Annotated in this window: 13 protein-coding genes and 1 other RNA gene; 11 read left to right on the top strand and 3 right to left on the bottom strand. The window is 66.1% G+C overall.

Annotated elements, in window-relative coordinates; all coding sequences use genetic code 11:
- Positions 1 to 40: 40 nt before the first annotated feature.
- From gluQRS to adk, 5 genes are all read left to right on the top strand, one after another.
- Positions 41 to 961: a tRNA glutamyl-Q(34) synthetase GluQRS gene (gluQRS, locus tag ACX36O_RS02450; protein ID WP_213358817.1), complete on the top strand. Its 921-nt coding sequence runs from the start codon at positions 41 to 43 to the stop codon at positions 959 to 961.
- A gap of 119 nt (positions 962 to 1080) precedes the next feature.
- On the top strand, positions 1081 to 1344 hold the full coding sequence (locus ACX36O_RS02445; RefSeq protein WP_213358815.1) for a hypothetical protein: 264 nt from the start codon (positions 1081 to 1083) through the stop codon (positions 1342 to 1344).
- A 91-nt stretch (positions 1345 to 1435) separates the two neighbouring features.
- A complete protein-coding gene (gene trmB / locus ACX36O_RS02440; RefSeq protein WP_213358813.1) occupies positions 1436 to 2218 on the top strand; it encodes a tRNA (guanosine(46)-N7)-methyltransferase TrmB in 783 nt (260 codons plus the stop codon).
- Between the two features lie 220 nt (positions 2219 to 2438).
- Complete coding sequence (locus ACX36O_RS02435; RefSeq protein ID WP_371687197.1) at positions 2439 to 3908, top strand: malonyl-CoA decarboxylase; 1470 nt, start codon at positions 2439 to 2441, stop codon at positions 3906 to 3908.
- Between the two features lie 289 nt (positions 3909 to 4197).
- Positions 4198 to 4854 (top strand): adenylate kinase, encoded by a 657-nt coding sequence (gene adk / locus ACX36O_RS02430; protein WP_213358811.1) that lies wholly within the window; start codon positions 4198 to 4200, stop codon positions 4852 to 4854.
- A gap of 68 nt (positions 4855 to 4922) precedes the next feature.
- Here adk and ACX36O_RS02425 read toward each other — a convergent pair whose 3' ends face one another.
- Positions 4923 to 5972 carry an asparaginase gene (locus tag ACX36O_RS02425; RefSeq protein ID WP_488360004.1) on the bottom strand — a complete coding sequence of 350 codons (1050 nt, stop codon included), beginning with the start codon at positions 5970 to 5972 and terminating at the stop codon, positions 4923 to 4925.
- Between the two features lie 131 nt (positions 5973 to 6103).
- Here ACX36O_RS02425 and lexA point away from each other — a divergent pair, with 131 nt between their 5' ends.
- The 4 genes from lexA to ffs all read left to right on the top strand — a co-directional run bounded on the left by lexA (position 6104) and on the right by ffs (position 8695).
- Complete coding sequence (lexA, locus tag ACX36O_RS02420) at positions 6104 to 6754, top strand: transcriptional repressor LexA (RefSeq protein ID WP_213358807.1); 651 nt, start codon at positions 6104 to 6106, stop codon at positions 6752 to 6754.
- Between the two features lie 138 nt (positions 6755 to 6892).
- The gene (locus ACX36O_RS02415) at positions 6893 to 7309 is read left to right on the top strand and encodes a hypothetical protein (protein ID WP_371687186.1); all 417 of its coding nucleotides are present in this window, start codon (positions 6893 to 6895) and stop codon (positions 7307 to 7309) included.
- Positions 7310 to 7472: 163 nt separating this feature from the next.
- Positions 7473 to 8489 carry a D-2-hydroxyacid dehydrogenase family protein gene (locus tag ACX36O_RS02410; RefSeq protein WP_213358804.1) on the top strand — a complete coding sequence of 339 codons (1017 nt, stop codon included), beginning with the start codon at positions 7473 to 7475 and terminating at the stop codon, positions 8487 to 8489.
- A gap of 109 nt (positions 8490 to 8598) precedes the next feature.
- Positions 8599 to 8695: signal recognition particle sRNA small type (gene ffs / locus ACX36O_RS02405), an RNA gene on the top strand.
- Between the two features lie 106 nt (positions 8696 to 8801).
- Here ffs and ACX36O_RS02400 read toward each other — a convergent pair.
- Together ACX36O_RS02400 and ACX36O_RS02395 are read right to left on the bottom strand one after the other, a co-directional pair.
- Positions 8802 to 12155, bottom strand: a complete 3354-nt coding sequence (locus ACX36O_RS02400; RefSeq protein WP_371687187.1) for a UvrD-helicase domain-containing protein — start codon at positions 12153 to 12155, stop codon at positions 8802 to 8804.
- The gene (locus tag ACX36O_RS02395) at positions 12152 to 14953 is read right to left on the bottom strand and encodes a PD-(D/E)XK nuclease family protein (protein WP_371687188.1); all 2802 of its coding nucleotides are present in this window, start codon (positions 14951 to 14953) and stop codon (positions 12152 to 12154) included. The genes ACX36O_RS02400 and ACX36O_RS02395 overlap by 4 nt, the downstream gene beginning before the upstream one ends.
- Before the next feature lie 166 nt (positions 14954 to 15119).
- On the opposite strand from ACX36O_RS02395, the gene trxA reads away from it, so the two are divergent.
- The gene (gene trxA, locus ACX36O_RS02390) at positions 15120 to 15452 is read left to right on the top strand and encodes a thioredoxin TrxA (RefSeq protein ID WP_213358798.1); all 333 of its coding nucleotides are present in this window, start codon (positions 15120 to 15122) and stop codon (positions 15450 to 15452) included.
- Positions 15453 to 15791: 339 nt separating this feature from the next.
- Positions 15792 to 17054 (top strand): transcription termination factor Rho, encoded by a 1263-nt coding sequence (rho, locus tag ACX36O_RS02385; protein ID WP_213358796.1) that lies wholly within the window; start codon positions 15792 to 15794, stop codon positions 17052 to 17054.
- Positions 17055 to 17158 lie beyond the last annotated feature (104 nt).

Raw genomic sequence — 17158 nt, 5'->3', positions numbered from 1 at the left:
AGGCCGGACGGGCACACGCGTTTCGCTACACTGCAGCCCCATGTACATCGGTCGATTCGCTCCCTCTCCCACCGGCCCCCTGCACGCAGGCTCGCTGGTCGCAGCCCTGGCGAGCTGGCTGGATGCACGTGCCCATCAAGGGCGCTGGCTGGTACGCATCGAGGATGTCGACACCCCCCGTTGCAGCCCGCAAGCTGCGCGCACCATCCTCGCGCAACTGCAGGCACACGGTCTGGTGCCGGATGCACTGCCGGTCTTCCAGTCGGAACGCGATGCCCTGTACCAGCAGGCGCTGGACCAGTTATTGGCGGCCGGCCTGGCCTACCCCTGCGCCTGTTCGCGCAAGGAAATCGCCCAGGCACTGGCGAGCCTGGGACAAGGCCAGCAGCGGCACGGCGAACTGGTCTACCCCGGTACCTGCCGCCCGGAAAATGGCGGCCTGCACGGCCGACATGCCCGCGCCTGGCGCCTGCACGTAGCCGCCTGCCTGCAGCAGGACGGACTCCCCGCCGACGCCCCCACGCACTGGCAGGATCGCCGCCTCGGCCCGCAAAGCCAGCAGGTGGCCGAAGCCGTCGGCGACTTCGTGCTGCGTCGTGCCGACGGCCTGTGGGCCTATCAGCTTGCGGTCGTGGTCGATGATGCCGCGCAAGGCATCACCGATGTGGTACGCGGCGAAGACCTGACCGACAACACCGCGCGCCAGATCGTGCTGCAGCGTGCCCTCGGCCTGCCCACACCACGCTATCTGCATACGCCGCTGGTGCTCGGCCCCAATGGCGAGAAGCTGTCCAAGCAGAATGCGGCGCAACCGCTGCCCGAAGGCGATGCGGCCCAACGCACGGCCAACCTGCAGGCCGCAGCCGCAGCACTGGGCCTGCCCGCCGCAAGCGCAGAAACGCCCGAGGCGGCCCTGCAACAGTGGATTGCGCACTGGCAACAGCGCCATGGCGCCGCCTGAGCGCTGCTCCCGCTGCCGGCCAGGCACTTTCACGGCACAGTCACGCAGCCTTGCTACGGTATTCCCTGCACGCCACCCGGCCTGCGATTTCCGACGACCGTCATTGCAAGGAGCGCACCATGGACCACTCTTCCACCACCCTGGCTGCGGCCGAACTGGCCGATCACTACATCGAACTCATCCTGTCCACCCAGCCCGAGCTGCTGGTGGCCGACCTGTCTGACGCCGACGCCGAGGAAATCGTGCACCAGGCCGAGCGCCTGGCCCTGTACCGCCAGACCCTGATCGAGCAGCTGCAGGAGCAGCCTCTGCCGAATGACTTCTCCGCCGACATGGGCGACGACGAGGACGACGAAGAAGACGACGAAGAAGACGAGAACTGAGCACGCGCTCTTCCTGCCAACCGCGCCACGGGCATCCGCTGGCGCGGTTTTTTGTGCCTGCAACCTTCCCGCTTGCGGTACCATCCCGCCTATGAGCCTGCCTGCCCCCTCTTCCCTGCCTGAGCCGTCCGAATCTTGCGCTGCATCCTCAGACGCAAAACCCGCGTCCGGAGCCCCCGCCGACATCGCCCACCCGCGCGCCATCCGCAGCTTCGTGCGCCGCGCCGGCCGCGTCACCACCGGGCAGGCCAAGGCCTACGCGCAATGGGGCGACCAGTTTCTGGTGCCCTATACCGCAGCACCGCTCGACTTTGCCGCCACCTTCGGCCGCGAGGCACCCACGGTGCTGGAAATCGGTTTCGGCATGGGTGAAGCAACCGCCCATATTGCCGGGGTGATGCCCGATACCAACTTCCTGTGCTGCGAGGTGCACGAGCCCGGCGTGGGCGCCCTGCTCAAGCGCATCGGCGAGCAGGGCCTGAACAACATCCGCATCTGCGCCCACGACGCCGTGGAAGTGCTGGACAACATGCTGCCGCACGGCAGTCTGAACGGCATCCATATCTTCTTCCCCGACCCCTGGCACAAGAAGCGCCACCACAAGCGCCGCCTGATCCAGCCCCCGCTGGTGCGCAAGCTGGCCGAGCATCTGGTGCCCGGCGGCTACCTCCACTGCGCCACCGACTGGCAGCCCTATGCCGAGCAGATGCTCGAGGTGCTGCAGGGCGAAATCCTGCTGGGCAACAGCAGCGGCCATGATCACGGCTACGCCGACAAGCCGCACTACCGGCCGCTGACCAAATTCGAAAACCGCGGCCTGCGCCTGGGCCATGGCGTGTGGGATCTGGTGTTCGTGCGCAAGCCGCTGGACTGAAGCTGTTCCGCCGCCAAATGCGCGCGGTACCGTTACCGCGCTGAACTGCCGCGTGTTGCCGGCCCACCCGGATCGACTGTCCTGCGCGCGCAATGCACCCATTTACCGTTTTTTTGCTGCATCGCAACGTCTTTTCACCGCAAATGACGCGAAAATCCGCTACGCTTGACTTTCATCGATCAGGAAAGTGAGGAAAACCGTGTCCCAGACCGCGTCCCTGATGGGAGGAACCTTCAGCAAACAGCTGGCCCGCCTGCTGCCGCCAGCCCTGGCCTCGATCGGCATGACCGGCCTGGTCAACGCCCCGCGCCAGAGCGGCCAGGAGGATCCGCGCGTCCCCACACGCAACACGCATGCGCGCCTCGACACCTATCTGCGCCAGGAGCCCGAAACGCTCACGCCGCGCAGCCTGAAAAAGCTGTTGGCCGAACTGCAGGCCGTTGTCGATACCAAGGTGAGCGAAGTCGAGAGTGTGCGGCGTGCGCAACCTTTCGTCGACTGGTACCAGGCTGCCGACCATGACGCGCGCGCCGACGCCTGGCGCCTGATGACCGAGCAGTTCTCGCCCGACCCCAAGAAGGTCAAGCTGGCCAAGGACCAGTACGAAGCAGCCCTGGGCACCGATGACGAGGCCCAGGCCGAAATCAAGCTGCGCAAGGCCTTCCACTCTCCGCGCACGCGCCTGCTGCAACGCCTGGGCGCTACGCCCGGCGGCATGCGCTTCCTGCTCGACCTGCGCACCGAACTGCTGCAGCAACTCAAGACCGAGCCGGCCCTGCTGCCGCTGGACGCCGAACTCGAACACCTGTTTACCGGCTGGTTCGACATCGGCTTTCTCGAACTGCGCACCATTACCTGGGACTCACCCGCCTCGCTGATCGAAAAGCTCATCAAGTATGAAGCGGTGCACGACATCGTCAGTTGGGACGACGCCAAGAACCGGCTCGACCACGACAGACGCTGCTTCGCCTTCTTCCATCCGCGCCTGCCGAACGAGCCGCTGATCTTCGTCGAGGTGGCCCTCACGCGCGCCCTTGCCGACAGCATGGTACCGCTGCTCGACATCACGGCCAGCGACGCCGATGTGAAGAAGGCCAACACGGCCATCTTCTACTCCATCAGCAACACCCAGACCGGCCTGCGCGGCGTCGGCTTTGGCGATTCGCTGATCAAGCGCGTGGTCGAGGCCCTGCAGCAGGAACTGCCGCAGATCAGGAATTTCGCCACCCTGTCACCGATTCCCGGTTTTCGCAAATGGCTGGCCAAACACGCGGCAGACGTTGCCGCCGCGCTTCCGGTCAAGACGCGCGCGCAATACCGCGTGGATGACAGCCTCGACGACGAAGCCTGGAACACCGGCTGGCCCGACACGCTGGATCCGGCCCAGCCGCGCGACGACGATGCGCTGCCGCAGCAGATGCTGCGCGGCGCCGCCGCGATGTATCTGGGCAGTCTGGACGACAGCGGCCGCCCGCTCGACGCCGTGGCGCGCTTCCATCTGGGCAACGGTGCGCGGCTCGAACACATCCACTGGGGCGCCGACCCCTCTGCCAAGGGCGTGCGCCAGTCTTACGGGCTGATGGTGAACTACTTGTACGACCTGGACAAGCTGGACCGGCACCGCGCCATGCTGGCGGCCGGCAAGGTCGCCATGTCGCGCGAGGTGAGCAAGCTCAGGCAGTTCGGCTGACCCACCCTGGCAGTTCGGCCGCCACGGCCACCCGAACTGCGGTGATCTGCATCCATCACGTCCTGTTTGCATCTTTTTGCAGCACAACATCGGTAAAAACCCTGTAGGTCCAACGCAAGCACCGCGTCAGGTAAGCGACGGTAAGCCGTGTTATTCTTTACAGGTTACCCGTTAACAAAGTCCCATCGCTGGTGACTGCGCAGCGGGTCCAGAATCCCGGCATGCCTGGCCCTGCGCCAGACCGCGAGACAACGCCTGCCGGACCGATACAACATCAACGAGGACCACCATGAAACTGATTCTTCTTGGAGCACCCGGCGCCGGCAAAGGCACCCAGGCCACCTTCATCTGCCAGAAGTACGGCATTCCCCAGATCTCCACGGGCGACATGCTGCGCGCCGCCGTCAAGGCCGGCACCCCGCTGGGCATCGAAGCCAAGAAGGTCATGGACGCAGGCGGCCTGGTCAGCGACGACCTGATCATCAACCTGGTCAAGGAACGCATTGCCCAGCCCGACTGTGCCAACGGCTTCCTGTTCGACGGTTTCCCGCGCACCATTCCCCAGGCCGAAGCCATGAAGGAAGCCGGCGTCAACCTCGACTACGTGCTGGAAATCGACGTGCCCTTCGAGGCCATCATCGAGCGCATGAGCGGCCGCCGCAGCCACCCCGCTTCCGGCCGTACCTACCACGTCAAGTTCAACCCGCCCAAGGAAGAAGGCAAGGATGACGTGACCGGCGAGCCGCTGGTGCAGCGCGACGACGACAAGGAAGAAACCGTCAAGAAGCGCCTGGAAGTCTACAGCCAGCAGACCCGCCCGCTGGTCGACTACTACAGCAACTGGGCCAAGGAAGACGCAGCCGCCGCGCCCAAGTACCGCGCCATCAGCGGCATGGGCGACGTGACCGAGATCACCGACCGCGCATTCAAGGCGCTGGAGAGCTGATTCCGGCAGGCCTGCCTTCTACAGCGGGCATGGTTGGTCAGGGCGCCCTTGCGGTGCCCTGCCTGTTTTCAGGCACTGGTTTTCGCGGTGGCAGCCTCTGCGGGCAACACGCCGGCCAGCAACTGCAGCACCATTTCAGTCCGCGCCTGCACCGGACGCAGCACCTGCCCGCGGCACACCGCCAGCGGCACCGGCGATTCGGCGCCGGGCACGGCACGGCCTTCCAGACAGCGGCTGCTGCGCCACACCGGAACGCCCTGCTGCATCAGTGCGGAAGCCGCCTGCTCCAACTGCTCATGCAGCGTGGCATTGCCGCTTCCCGCCAGCACCACGCCCTGCACACCGGCCTGCTGGCAGGCACGCAGGCTGCGACCGACGTTGCCGGCATGGCTGACCAGGATTTCCACCCACGGCCATTGCGTTTCCTCATCCTGCACCGCATTCCACAGGGCCTGCGCAGGCGCTGCGGTTGCCAGATCATCGGCCTGGCCCATGCGCGCCGCGGGATCACGCAACCAGCGCACCACTCCTTCCTCGACATGCGCCAGCACACCGGCATCGCCGCTGGAAAAGGCATCCACCCGATAGGGCTGCACCTTGTGCACATCGCACGCGGCATGCACATGGCCGGCCGCCACTGCAAGCACGCCGCTGGCACGCGAATCCAGCAACACCGAAACCGCGTCCGCCAGATTCTGCGAACCATCCGACAGGCGCGCCGTGGACGGGCGCATGGCGCTGGACAGCACCACCGGTTTGCGCGCCTGCTCCGCACGCAACACCCCCGCCGACGCGGCCACATCCAGCATGCGCTGCAGGAACCAGGCAGTCTCTTCCAGCGTATCGGTGCCGTGCGTGATCACCAGTCCCTGCACATCGTCCTGCGCCAGCCAGTGCGTGCAGCGCAGGGCCAGTCGTTGCCACAGCGCGTAGTCCATGTCCTTGCTGTTGACCTGGGCCACCTGCTCTGCGGCCAGCGCACAGTCACCCAGCAGTTGCTGCAAACCCGGCACCTGTTCAAGCAGTGCCCCAACCGGCACTTCGCCCGCCCGATACGCAACGCCATCCGCCGCACTGGCCGATGCTCCGGCAATGGTGCCCCCTGTCGCCAAAACCACGATTTTTTTCATACCTGCCGCGCCCTTGCTTGCAAAACCGGAAAAACTGGTTAAAAATACAGTAACTGGATGCGCACACAGTATGGATGCACATTCAGCCTTCTTCCAACCCGATTTCGGCAGTGTAGACCATGAACCCACCCGTCAAACTCACCGCACGCCAGCAACAGATCCTGGAACTGATCCAGCAGGCCATCGCCCAGACGGGCGCTCCGCCTACCCGTGCCGAAATTGCCGCAGAGCTCGGCTTCCGCTCCGCCAACGCTGCCGAAGAACACCTGCAGGCGCTGGCGCGCAAGGGCGTGATCGAACTTGTCAGTGGCACCTCGCGCGGCATTCGCCTGCGCCAGCCGGTGCACCCTGCCCACCAGAGCACGCTCGAGGCCTTTGCCCAGCTCGCTCTGCCGCTCATCGGCCGCGTGGCCGCCGGCTCGCCGGTGCTGGCCGAAGAGCATGTCGATACGGTCTACCACGTCGCCCCCTCGCTGTTCGCCAGCAAGCCAGACTATCTGCTCAAGGTGCGCGGCATGTCCATGCGCGATGTCGGCATCCTCGATGGCGACCTGCTCGCCGTGCAAAGCACACAGAACGTGCGCAACGGCCAGATCGTCGTGGCACGCGTGGGCGATGAAGTCACCGTCAAGCGCTACCAGCGCCTGCCGAACCATATCGAGCTGCACCCCGAAAACCCCGACTACCCCACCATCGTGGTACAGCCGGGTGAGCCCTTCGCCATCGAGGGGCTGGCCGTCGGCCTGATCCGCAACAGCGTGCTGATGTAGCGCACGCATTCTCCCTTTTCGTACAGCCCCACAGGGTGGCGGGCGTTGCCGGACTGGCTGATCCAGCGGCAACCCCTGGGGTGTGCTGTCCCTGCTGAATCCTGCCTGTGCAACACCTTGTGTACATAGGAGACTTTCATGAGCCACACTTCCCTGCCCATTCTGCGCAACCTGCTTGGTCCCGTCCGTCCGGTCCTTGTCCCGCTCTCGGGCCGTGCGCGTGGCGAGCTCATCGGCTTTCGCCCGATGGCCGTGCTGTGCGACGAGGAACAGGCATTCAAGCCGGAAAAGGCTGCCGACAGGCCAGCTGCGATCCTGCATGCAGCCGCAGCACCGGCCGCTTCCGCACCGCCCGCCCTGCCGGCGGCGGCCGCACCGGGGCATTTCCGTTTTTTTCGCGCATTTTCCGCAACGACCCTGACGCCCGCTCCGCGGCGGCTGCCCAAGCGCTCCCGCCCCTCGGGCAGGCTGGTGCTTTCCGGCACTTTTTCCGAGGTGTGTGGCGAACTTGAACGGCTGGTCGCCCAGGAAGAACGCTACCTGCATGCGGGCTGACCCCCGCCATCCGGACGGGGACAGCGCACCTCCCCGTCCCTGACGACGTTGTAGACACACGAGCAGCCGATCCTCCTTGCATCCAGATGTAAGCAGTTGCTGCCCTTTGCAATATGCTGCATGGGGCTGTAATTTCGCCGCGCGGCAGTGCACAATTGCGCGCATGAATATTGTGATTCTGGACGACTATCAGGACGCTGTGCGCAAGCTTGCCTGCGCCAGCAAGCTTGATGCCCTGCATGCCAAGGTCTACACCAACACGGTCAAGGGCATCGGGCAGTTGTCCGTACGGCTGAAGGATGCCGACATCATCGTGCTGATCCGGGAGCGCACCGGCCTGTCGCGCGCACTGCTGGAAAAGCTGCCCCGCCTCAAGCTGGTGGTGCAGACCGGGCGGCTCGGTGACCACGTCGATGTGCAGGCCTGTACCGATCTGGGCATTGCGGTAGCTGCCGGAACCGGCTCCCCCTATGCCGCTGCCGAACTCACCTGGGCACTGTTGATGGCAGCCGCGCGCCGTATTCCCCAGTACATGGCCAATCTGCGTCACGGTGTATGGCAGCAATCCGGCATGAAGGCGGCCTCCATGCCGCCCAACTTCGGAATCGGCACCGTGCTGCGCGGCAAGACGCTGGGCCTCTGGGGCTTCGGCAGAATCGGCCAGCTGGTCGCCGGCTATGGCAAGGCCTTCGGCATGCAGGTCCTGGTCTGGGGCAGCGATGCCTCCCGCAATGCCGCCGCCAGTGCAGGCTACACCCCCGCCCTCAGCAAGGAACAGCTGTTCAGCGAGAGCGATTTCGTCAGCCTGCACCTGCGCCTCGCCCCCGAAACGCGCGGGGTTGTCACGCTCGAAGACTTGCTGCGCATGAAGCCGACCGCCACCCTGGTCAATACCGCACGCGCCGAGTTGCTGCAACCCGACAGCCTGATCACGGCCCTGAACCGCGGCCGCCCCGGCATGGCAGCCATCGACGTGTTCGACAACGAGCCCGTGATGCAGGGCCAGGCCTTGCTGCGCCTGGAAAACTGCCTGTGCACGCCGCATATCGGCTACGTGGAGCAGGAAAGCTACGAGCTGTATTTCAGCCAGGCCTTCGACAGCGTGCTGGGATTCATCCAGGGCAATCCGGTCAATCTGGTCAACCCCGAGGCCCTGAAGATCCGTCGCGCCGCACACTGAACCGTTCATCGCGCCAGGTTCACGTCCTTCACCGTCAGCCGTAGGCTCGTTCCGCCCGCAAATGACACGCTGACGGACACAGGTGCCGGCATCGGCTACAATGGCGGGCGACGGGCCTTCCCGCATGGTGAAGCGGCCAACCGGGTCAGGTGGGGAACCAAGCAGCCCTAACTGTGTAGCCAGTGCCGGGGTCAAGGCTCGTCACCTTCTTCTTGAAAAGTCGTTGCAGAACAAGCACTTGGAGTAAAACAACGACTCTCCAGCACTCCTGTATCACTTGACTGTATCACTCGTCGATCCAGGAGTTCGCCCCTACAGCACCACCAGCCGCCCCTCCGCAGTCAGAAATGCCGCCTGCACCGGCTCGCCCGCATGCAACTGGCCAACCGCCTTGCGGTACTCTTCCAGCTGTTTCCGTAATGTCTCCTGCCGTTCCGGCGCCAGTGATGACTTGAAGTCCAGCACCCACCAGCAGGCAGGCTGATCACCGCGTGCCTTCCGCTGCACCAGGCGGTCCAGCCGCAGCACCTGGCCGTTCCAGGCCACGTCGATTTCATTGGCAGCCCAGCCCAGCTGCGCCGAGTCCCAGGCCCAGCCGCCCTCGCCGTGCACAATCGCCTGTGCACTGCGCAGCACGCTTTCGCCCTGCGCCTGATCCAGACCATACAATTGCTGCAGCGCCTGCTGTTGCCGCGCCAGCCCGTCCGCTGCAGCGTCCGGCCGGTACCACTCCAGCGCCTTGTGCATGGCCTCACCCAGCCGGCCCTGCAGTTCAAGCCCGGGATCGCGCTGCAACAGCTGGGTGGTGGCGTTCCCGCGACTGGCATGTTCCGCCAGAGGCAACAACTCCAGCAGGCCCGCCTCCACAGCCGGCACCGGCAGCGCGCGGGCAGAGCGCACCGGCTCGGGCACCGCCGCCTTCGTGCCAATCTCCGGCCAGCCAGCCGCCGGCAAGGCCACCATGCCCTGCACATCCACCTCCAGCATTTCCGGCTTGGCCTGCCCCGTCCACTGCCGCCACCAGCTGGCCGCCTGCACCGAGCGCGGCTGCGCGCTGGAAAACGCCAGCACCTGCGCCGCCCGGGTCATGGCCACATAGAGCGCATTGCTCTCTTCGCGCTCTTCCGCCTGCTGGTCTTCTGCCAGCAGCAGCCGCACTGATGGCGGCGGCGCACTGAACTTCTCGATGAACACCACGCTGTCCGGATGCGCGGCCTCGCCCGGCCAGCGCACCAGCACGTCCATGGTGCGCGCGCGCCCTTTGGCCGCGTCGGTATCGAGCAGCAGCACCAGGCCCGCCTCCAGGCCCTTGGCACCATGGATGGTCATCAGGCGGATGCCCTTGGCGCCCGCCTGCGGCGCCGGCGTCGGATCGCTGCCGCGCAGGGCCCGCACCCAATGGTAGGCATTGGCGTAGCGTCCTCCGTCCAGCGCCAGCGTATGGCCCGGCAAGGCCTGCAATCGTTCGATCACGCTGGCGCGCTGCGTGGCCGGAGTGCAATTGCGGTAACGCGCGAGCAGATCGCCTTCGCGATAGATGGCATCCAGCGCGTCATGCGGAAGGCGCTGCTGCAGAAAATTCTGCCAGCGCCGCAGGGTACGCGCCAACGCCGCCCAGCGCGAATCCGGCAAGGACTCCTGAAAAAACAGCCAGTCCAGCCAGCTCACGCGCCGCGCATCGCCATCCAGCTCCCCGCCAGCCAATGCGCGCACGCCCAGCGCAATGTCCACCAGATCGGCATCGTCCAGCCCGAAAATCGGCGATTTCAGCGCCCGCGCCAACGACACATCGTGGCGCGGCGAAATCAGCGCATCAACCAGCGCCACCACATCCTGCACCTCGGGCGCCTCGGCCAGCTTCATCTTGTCCGCCTTGTGCGCAGGCAGGCCGACTTCGGCCAGCGCCCGTTGCATCGTGGCGATGCGGTCGTTGGTGCGCGCAATCACCAGAATGTCGTCGGGCGAGGTACCCGCCTGCACGCAGCGCTGCAGCCAGCGCGCCGCCTGGCGGCACTCGCGCTCCTTGAGCAGTTCCTCCTCCTCCACCTTGGGCGTGGTCAGGCTGTTGCGCCAGCTGCGTTCGCCGGTATCCTGCGCCTTTTCCGGGCGCAGGATCTGCGGCAGCGCAAGCACGCACCCCGGCGCGGGCGAGGCCGTGGTGTGCTCCCGGAAATCCTGGTAGCGCCCCTCCTGCTGCGCCGCCAGCATCACCGCGTTGACGGCATCGATCACCGGATGGCTGTTGCGGCGCGTGTGGTCGCAGCTGAGCACCGCACCGCCGAGGCCGGTGCGCACGAACTCCTTCGCTGCACGAAACACCTGCGGATCGGCGCGGCGGAAGCGGTAGATGCTCTGCTTGGGATCGCCCACGATGAACACGCTGGGCGCCGTCGCCACACCGGTATAGCCGGACAGCCAGGCATGCAGCGCCTGCCACTGCATCGGGTTGGTGTCCTGGAATTCGTCCACCAGCAAGTGGCGCAACTGCGCATCCAGCCGTTCCTGGATCCAGCCGCTCAGCAGTTCATCCTGCAGCAGCAGGCGCGCAGTCTGCTCGATGTCGTTCATGTCGACCCAGCCGTGGCTGCGCTTGACCTCGGCGTAGCAGCGCAGCAGCAGGCGCGTGAGGCGCGTCATGCGCTGCTGGTAGAGCCAGGCCTCGTGCTGCTGCTGCGCCTCCAGCACCCGCAACACCCGCTCCTGCACGGCAATCACGGCGTCGATCTGCGCGATCTTGTTGCCGAACTTGCGTGGGGACCCGGTCTGGGTCAGCAAGGCCGTGCATACCCCTTCCCAGTCATTGGTGCTGATGGCCTGCTCCAGTTCCACGCCCCGCGCGGCAAAGCTCGGAGCAGCGGCCTGCGCCAGAATGCGGGCGGCCTCCAGCAAGGCATCGCGCGGCACCGGCCGCTGCAGCAGCGCGTCCACAGGATGGTCGCAATCCTGCATGTCCGGGAACAGCTCGCCAAAGGGCGGCACCGACTGTTCCACCACGCCCTGCGCATCCGCCAGCACAAACTCCACCCGTTTGGACAGTGCCGATTCCAGCGACTTGAGCGTGTTGCTGCGCCCGTTGCGCAGCACCAGTGCCTGATAGTCCGCCATTGCGGCGGCATCGCCCAGCAAGGCCTGGTGGAACGGCCGCCATACTTCGGCCACCGCACGCTGGTCATCCTCCAGCAGTTCATACTGACTGGGCAGGCCCAATTGCTGCAGCAACTGCAGCGGCGCGGCGCGCAGCAGCGCTGCGAACCAGCCGTGGAAGGTGCGGATTTGCACACCGCGGCCATGCTGCAGCAGGCGCAGGTACAAGCCCTGCAGCGCAGGGGCCTCGGCCCTGGCCTGCTCCGGCGTCATGCCACGCAGCTGCAACTGCTCGGCCAGTTTCTCCAGCGGCAGCTCGGCAAACTCCGCCAGCCATTCGTTCAGGCGCTGCCGCATTTCGGCGGCAGCCTTCTTGGTGAAGGTGATGGCCAGAATCTGCTGCGGCTCGGCTCCCGCCAGCAGTGCCCGCAGGATACGGCTGACCAGCATCCATGTCTTGCCGGCGCCGGCGCAGGCCTCCACCACCACATGGCGGGCCGGATCGCAGGCGATGGCATAGAAAGCAGCCGACGGCACCGTGCGGCCATCGGCGGTATAGGCGTCATGCAGCGGGCGCGTCATGCCTGCTCCTCCTCATCCCAGAAATCCCGGCGGCACAGGCCGCGCATGGCGCAGTAGTCGCAGCGTCCGCCCCGTCCCAGCGCCTGCAGCGGCGTGCCCCGGGCAATGCCCTGCAGGTCGCGCGCCATGCCATGCACCAGTTGCGTCGTCAGCTGGTGCACCTCCTGGTGCGGATAGAGTTTCGTCTCGCCGCTCTCGCCCACGTTCACATAGGCCACCTGCACCGGTTCCGGCGCCAGCAGCGTTGCGTAGAAGGCCAGCTGCGTATCTTCGTCCGGCCGCTTGATGCGCTCGCTGGTTTTCGCGGCCGCCTCCGACTTGTAGTCGAGCAGCAGCCATTGCGGCGCGGTGCCGTCATCGTCGGGCGGCAGAAGCAGGCGGTCCACCCGGTCCAGACAGCCCCGCAGCCGCACGTCCGGAATATCCGCCGCCTGCAGCGCAGGCTGCTCCGGATCGGCCGGCATATCGGCCTGCAGGGCCGCGAACACCTCGCGCAGCGAGCGCTCACGCCATTGCTCGGCCGCGTCGAACCGGGCCTGTGTCGCCGCATGCTCGCCCAGCAGCCAGTGCAGATAGCCGTCGCGCAGGCGCGGCCAGACCGACTGGTAGGGCACGAAATCCACCTCATCCAGCCCTTCGGAACGCAAGGCATCCTGCGCCGCCTGATCCATCCACTGCACCAGCTGTTCAAGCCCGGGATCAGCCACATCCAGCTGCTGCCAGCGCTTGTGAAACAGCGCCAGCACCTCGTGCAACCAGTTGCCGAAATCGCGTTTTTCCAGGGCACGATCCAGTTCGGGAACTTCGCGCAACTTCAATTGCTGCTGGCCGAAGAACTGATAGGGACAGGCACGCAGGGTGTCGTAGGCGCTGGCAGACAGCTCGGACAGCGTCAGCGCGCGGCTCACCACCTGGGGCGGAGCCACGGGGCGTTTTTCCAGTGCGCGCAGGACGCGCAGCTCCGTTCCAGCCTGCATGGGGCGACGCCCTCCTTCCCCGGCCAGATGCCAGGACTCCAACAACAAGGGGCTGGGCAGCAGCGCTTCCCCGCCGCCATCGCTCAGGCTGTTCAGCAAGGTCACCGAAGGCAGCTGCAGCGCATGCTCCCAGGCGGCACGCTGCGCCTGCTGCAGGCCGGCACGCAACGGCAGGCCCAGCAGTTCGCGCTGTGCCGCGGTCCAGTCGCCGGGCGGCTCGGGCGCCGCAGGCAGCCGCTGCTCATCGCAGCCCGGCAGCACCACCGCCGCAAAGGGCCGCGCCAGCAGCTGGCTCAACGGCAGGATCACCACCTGTTCCTGCAACGGATACGGCGGCTTGAAACTGCCCGCTTCCAGCACATCCTGCACCCAGCGCGTGAAATCCTCCAGCGTCCAGCGGGTTTCGTCATGCAGCAGCTCTGCCGCGCCCGGCTGGGCATGCAAGGCCTTCAACACGGCCTGTCCGGCAGGATCGCCGTGCAGCCAGGCCAGCTGGCCGGTATGCGTCAGCGTCAGTGCCAGATCGGCGAGCCATTGCTGCAAGGGGCGCGGCGCCTGCAAGGCCTGCCGCCATTCCTCCACCGTCTGTACCCAGCCGGCGGCAGCATCGTCCCAGCGCTTCCACGCCGCCAGCGACGGCCAGCGCGCCACGCCCTGCTTGCGCAGCCAGGCTTCCACTGCCTGCACCCGGGCCGCAGGCACCGGATGCTCATCCGCCTGCGCCACGACGGGCACCGTCTGCGCCAGCTTGAGCCACTCCAGCACCGCATCGCTGCCCGCTTGCGGCGCACAGGCGCGCAGCAGAGCCATCACCTGGCTGGCCGCCCGCGTGGTCGACAGCTTCCAGCCCGTTTCGTCGCGCACAGTCAGTTTCTGCGCCTCCAGCAAAGCGCGGATGCGGCGGGTCAGCGCACGGTCGCTGTCCACCAGTGCCACCAGCCCCTGCTCCCGCTCCACCTCCTGCTGCACGCAGGCGGCGGCCAGAGCGGCCTGGTCTTCCAGATCACGCGCCACCTGCAAGAGGATAGGGACAGGTGCCAGCGCAACTCCCGCGTCAGTCCCGCTTGCGGATCGATCTGAAGCGCCATCGGCCGAACTACTTGCAGCGTCGCTCAGCGCGGTACGCCGTCCCGCATCCACCGCCGCACCCGCGGCCTCTCTCCACTGCCCCGGCAAATCCATAACAAACCCCGCATCCGGGCGCAGCGCCAGCCAGCGAACATGCAAGGCCTCGGCCAGCGCATCACGCTGAAAGCCACGTACCAGCACCAGCGCATCGATCTCGCCCTGCTCCAGTGCCGCAAACAGGCCATCGGTGGCGTAATCCGAACTGCCCGCCCAGGCCAATGCCACCTGCGCCACCAGGGTCTCGTAGCGCAGCGCCTCGGCCCCTCCGAGCGTGCCCAGCAGCTCCGGCAGCAGGCCCTGCCACCACTGTGGCCGCAACTCCGGCGCCTGCGCCGCCGCCAGCGGCATCAGCTGCAGCGCCGCCTCGCGCACCCGCCCGGCCAGCCAGGCTGCATCCCGACGCTGCCCCGCGCTGCGCAACAGCCCTTCCGCAACCAGCAGTCCCTGCGCCGGATCTACCGTCAGATCATGCGGCCCCGGCACAAAAGGCCCGCGCCGCGCCGCCCAGTTGCTGGTCGTCTCGAAGCGCGGCAACATGCCGGCCTGCGGCAGCAGCGCCCATTGCTGACGTGCTACCGGCAATAGCTGGGCATAGGGCAGCAATACCACGCTGCGGCTGGGGTCTGCGCCGCAGCCGGCCAGCTGCTGCGCCACTTGCTGCAGCAGATGCTGCCACACGGGAGAGACGGACACGGGATTCATCCTCGGATGATCGCACAGCTCCATCGCGCGTGCGGCCGCCGGCAAACGCGTTCGCTTTATGTCAGAATAAACACACAGGCCGCACGCAGCAGCGTACGGCAGTGGGGGCTTGTTCCCCTGTTTTCCGTTCCAGACAAACCACCCTCAAGGAAGATCCATGGCCAGCGACCTGATCAAACACATCACCGATGCCACCTTCGAAGCCGACGTGCTGAAATCCGCCACCCCCGTGCTGGTGGATTTCTGGGCCGAGTGGTGCGGTCCCTGCAAGATGATCGCCCCGATCCTGGACGAGCTGGCTCCCGCCTACCAGGGCAAGGTGCAGATCGCCAAGATGAACGTAGATGACAACCGCGCCGTGCCGGCCCAGTTTGGCATCCGCGGCATCCCCACGCTGATGCTGTTCAAGGGCGGCGAGCTGGTGGCCACCAAGGTCGGCGCCGTGGGCAAGCCCCAGCTGGCGGCCTTCATCGACCAGCAACTGGCCTGATGCCTCTTTCCAGGCCGTGGTCATCCGCCGCGGCCTGTCGTTATCCGGCAAAGGTGCCTTCTTCGCCACAAGCCTATTTTCCGCAAGCCGATACACAGCTGCTTGCATGACGGCACCGCAATTCTGTCTATAATCGTCCCAACTTCTTCCCGTAGCGCGCCGGCAATCGGCGTTGCCCAGCACCGGCTGTCGAGACAAACAGCCCTTGCCTGCTGATACGGAACCCCTCTCTTTCCAGAACCGACTCTCGCTGACAGGCCGACAGCCTCGCTGCACGGATCGCCGCACCGCCAGGCCGCCGCCCGCCCGTCCCGACCCCATTCCATCCGGAATCCCATCATGCATCTGAACGAACTCAAGGCCCTGCACGTCTCCGAAGTGCTGAAACAGGCCGAAGAACTCGAAATCGAGAACGCCGGCCGCATGCGCAAGCAGGAGCTGATGTCCGCCATCATCAAGAAGCGCGCCCGCGCTGGCGAACAGGTGTTTGCCGACGGCGTGCTCGAGATCCTGCCCGACGGCTTCGGCTTTCTGCGCAACCCCGACAGCAGCTACACCGCCAGCACCGACGACATCTACATCAGCCCGAGCCAGGTGCGCCGCTTCAACCTGCACACCGGCGACATGGTCGAAGGCGAGGTGCGCACGCCCAAGGACGGCGAGCGCTACTTTGCCCTGAACAAGCTGGACAAGATCAACGGCCTGCCGCCCGAGGCGAACAAGCACAAGGTGATGTTCGAGAACCTCACGCCGCTGTTCCCCACACAGCAGATGAAGCTCGAGCGCGACATCAAAAGCGAGGAGAACATCACCGGCCGCGTGATCGACATCATCGCCCCCATCGGCCGCGGCCAGCGCGCGCTGATAGTGGCACCGCCCAAGAGCGGCAAGACCATGATGATGCAGAGCATTGCGCACTCCATCACCGCCAACCACCCCGAAGTGCACCTGATGGTGCTGCTGGTGGACGAGCGCCCCGAGGAAGTGACCGAGATGCAGCGCTCGGTCAAGGGCGAGATCATCGCCTCCACCTTCGACGAGCCCGCCACGCGCCACGTGCACGTCGCCGAGATGGTGATCGAGCGCGCCAAGCGCCTGGTCGAGCTGAAGAAGGACGTGGTGATCCTGCTGGATTCCATCACGCGCCTGGCCCGCGCCTACAACAACGTGGTGCCCTCTTCGGGCAAGGTACTGTCCGGCGGTGTGGATGCCAACGCGCTGCAGCGTCCCAAGCGTTTCTTCGGCGCCGCGCGCAAGATCGAGGAAGGCGGCTCGCTGACCATCATCGCCACCGCGCTGATCGACACCGGCAGCCGCATGGACGAAGTGATCTTCGAGGAATTCAAGGGCACCGGCAACAGCGAAATCCACCTGGACCGCCGCCTCTATGAAAAGCGCATCTTCCCGGCGATCCAGCTCAACCGCAGCGGCACGCGCCGCGAGGAACTGCTGCTGCCGCCCGAGATCCTGCAGAAGACCCGCATCCTGCGCCAGTTCATGTACAACATGGACGAGATCGAGGCGATGGAGCTGGTGCTCAAGAGCATGAAGCAGACCAAGAACAACCACGAGTTCTTCGACATGATGCGCAAGGGCGGCTGATTCCCCGTTCGGCCAGCATCCACTGCAGACCCGCCTTGGCGGGTCTTGCCATTTCCGGGCCCAGGCAAGCGCTTCCAATTGCTGCGATTTCTGCACAGTCGACC

This window comes from Brachymonas sp. KE5 (assembly GCF_057773645.1).
Note: the sequence above shows the minus strand (reverse complement) of the source record. Positions and strands in the feature narration are given on the sequence as shown.

Coding starts and splice junctions, on each gene's coding strand:
- gluQRS (WP_213358817.1), top strand. CDS start 41: ATGTACATCGGTCGATTCGCTCCCTCTCCCACCGGCCCCCTGCACGCA.
- ACX36O_RS02445 (WP_213358815.1), top strand. CDS start 1,081: ATGGACCACTCTTCCACCACCCTGGCTGCGGCCGAACTGGCCGATCAC.
- trmB (WP_213358813.1), top strand. CDS start 1,436: ATGAGCCTGCCTGCCCCCTCTTCCCTGCCTGAGCCGTCCGAATCTTGC.
- ACX36O_RS02435 (WP_371687197.1), top strand. CDS start 2,439: ATGGGAGGAACCTTCAGCAAACAGCTGGCCCGCCTGCTGCCGCCAGCC.
- adk (WP_213358811.1), top strand. CDS start 4,198: ATGAAACTGATTCTTCTTGGAGCACCCGGCGCCGGCAAAGGCACCCAG.
- lexA (WP_213358807.1), top strand. CDS start 6,104: ATGAACCCACCCGTCAAACTCACCGCACGCCAGCAACAGATCCTGGAA.
- ACX36O_RS02415 (WP_371687186.1), top strand. CDS start 6,893: ATGAGCCACACTTCCCTGCCCATTCTGCGCAACCTGCTTGGTCCCGTC.
- ACX36O_RS02410 (WP_213358804.1), top strand. CDS start 7,473: ATGAATATTGTGATTCTGGACGACTATCAGGACGCTGTGCGCAAGCTT.
- ACX36O_RS02400 (WP_371687187.1), bottom strand. CDS start 12,155: ATGACGCGCCCGCTGCATGACGCCTATACCGCCGATGGCCGCACGGTG.
- trxA (WP_213358798.1), top strand. CDS start 15,120: ATGGCCAGCGACCTGATCAAACACATCACCGATGCCACCTTCGAAGCC.
- rho (WP_213358796.1), top strand. CDS start 15,792: ATGCATCTGAACGAACTCAAGGCCCTGCACGTCTCCGAAGTGCTGAAA.